2 protein-coding genes and 1 pseudogene are annotated in these 2,124 nt (G+C 42.6%); 2 read left to right on the top strand and 1 reads right to left on the bottom strand.

Going from position 1 to position 2,124, the window contains the following annotated elements:
• Nucleotides 1–381, top strand: a pseudogene (locus ACYTXL_RS24215) (metal-dependent hydrolase); the annotation flags it as partial.
• 58 nt (nt 382–439) lie between these two features.
• Nucleotides 440–1,528, top strand: a complete 1,089-nt coding sequence (locus ACYTXL_RS24220) for an ATP-binding protein (protein WP_461921924.1) — start codon at nt 440–442, stop codon at nt 1,526–1,528.
• A gap of 86 nt (nt 1,529–1,614) precedes the next feature.
• On the opposite strand, the gene ACYTXL_RS24225 is transcribed toward ACYTXL_RS24220, so the two are convergent.
• Nucleotides 1,615–1,836 carry a hypothetical protein gene (locus tag ACYTXL_RS24225; protein WP_461921925.1) on the bottom strand — a complete coding sequence of 74 codons (222 nt, stop codon included), beginning with the start codon at nt 1,834–1,836 and terminating at the stop codon, nt 1,615–1,617.
• Nucleotides 1,837–2,124: the final 288 nt, after the last annotated feature.

Consider the following 2,124-nt stretch of genomic DNA (forward strand, 5'->3'; position numbering starts at 1 on the left):
GTCCAGTCCGACGATGGGAGGATTTACAAGGCATCGACCGAACCTGATGCACAAATTTTCTTAGAGGAAATCACAGCTGATGTGGGACGACCAGCCATTACTAACATCGAGGCGCTGACTTTGGAGGATGAACCGATAGGAAGTGCGATCGCACAGTTTAACCGCACTGGGGCGATGGTGTTTATCTCCGGTCAGTTAACGGTGGATGGTTTAGAAACTGGGGGTTTACCCCGCGACCCTTACCAATTCCCTGTAATTAAAGCGACTGATACCAGCATTACTTTAGAAGCTGCACCCCTTGCAATTGTCCAAAGCAAATTAGGTGAGGAGTTCGCCACAGGTCAACTTCAAGTGAGGGTGATTAATAGCAGTAGTCAATAGTCCCCATGCCCAATGTCTAATGTCTAATACCTAACTCCTAACTCCTAACTTAAATCTCATGCCTAAACCACTGCCAACAGCTACCTTAAAGCCTAATCAATCTAAAAAAAGTACTACAGAGTCAGCAACAGACGGTATTTTATTGGGTGATAAACTTTACTGGAATCCTACTACACTACCTAATGGTCACGTTGCTATCATTGGCGCGTCTGGTTCTGGGAAAACTCAAACTCTGAAAGCGATCGCTTATGAACTCCCGCGCTTTATACCGAGTGTACGCTACATAAGCATAGATTTTCATGGAGATTTAGAGCTACCATTTGAATCTTGTTACCCGCTTAACATGGAGTCACCGCACGGGATTAACCCCTTGGTGGTGGACTTAGATACTAAGGGCGGGGGGCCAAGTTTGCAAGCGATCGCAGTTGCAGCCATTCTCAAAAAATCTTTGACAATGGGAGTTAACCAAGAGGGATTAATTATAGATATCCTAACCACCTGCTACAAACAGCGTGGAATTATTCAGGATGAACCCGCTACTTGGACACAAAAAGCCCCAACATTTGGTGATGTAAGAATTGAGATTGAAGCAAGAATTGAAGATGGCTGCAAGGAATCCTCCAAACTAGCCCTCAAACTCGCGGCAATGTTTGAGTACGGTATCTTTACTCGTCCCCAGCCGTCCCTTGATGCGCCTATTATCAGGTTTGATTTGTCGGCTTTGGGGAAAGTGCCGGGATTGGGTGCGATCGCTGCTGAAGCTTTAATCAAACAATTAATGGATTCTCACAGAATTGCTGGAGAAATTGAAGATAAGATTCCAAAGACCTTTGTCTTGATAGACGAATGTAAAGAAGTTAAAAACTCTAAAACATTAAATATTATCTTAGCTGATGGGAGAAAACATGGACTGTGCTGCATTGTAGCCTCTCAACGTGATGCTGAAATCAGTAAAGAAGTTATTGCCAATACAGCCACGAAAATTATTTTACCTGTTGACCAAGCAGAAGTTAGAACAGTTGCCTCTCGCTTTAGATTTTCTGATAATTTAATTGCTAATCTAGACCCGCTTCAGGCATTAGTAAGAATGGGGAAAGATGGACATAAAGTTAATATTATTCCTTACCACAAGAGAGTGGAATTATAACCCGTATGTTGAGGGTTAAGTCCTAAGAAACAGGCGCAGATACTAAGAGTCTACTTAAAGCGAGTATTTGATGGGAAAGTTCCTACCTATTGTCTGCTAATTAAATCTCGCGTAACAGCCTCAGAAATAATTCGCCGTAGGTATTTCACTCTTTCTTCAGCAGGCATAGCCCCAAGTGCATCATGAATACTTTGGGGCAGTTTGACTCCTGTTACCTTTTTCACCAACGGCTCTGATAGACCTTCTGTATATGCCTTGAACTGCTGCTCTTTAAATTCTTGAGTTTGTAGTGGGTTAGGATTACTCATTTGCTGGTTAACTGGTGCTTACACAATGATAAACCTCTTAGAAGATATCAGTCAATGCTTTTAATCACTGGTTAACCGGGTTATAATTAAACTGTAGGCAATAAAAACCTACACTTACATTGAAAAACAAGGAGGTTTATGGCTGAACCCAAAAACGGGAACGGAAACAAACAAACCGATCCCGATGATATCCGGGTTTATGAGGCGCTTTATAGTGCTGATGACGAAGCCCAGGAAGAAATCGTTGGATGGGTGGAGCAGAATATTCAGGAGGAAGAACTTTTTTAC

This window comes from Nostoc sp. (genome assembly GCF_054880495.1).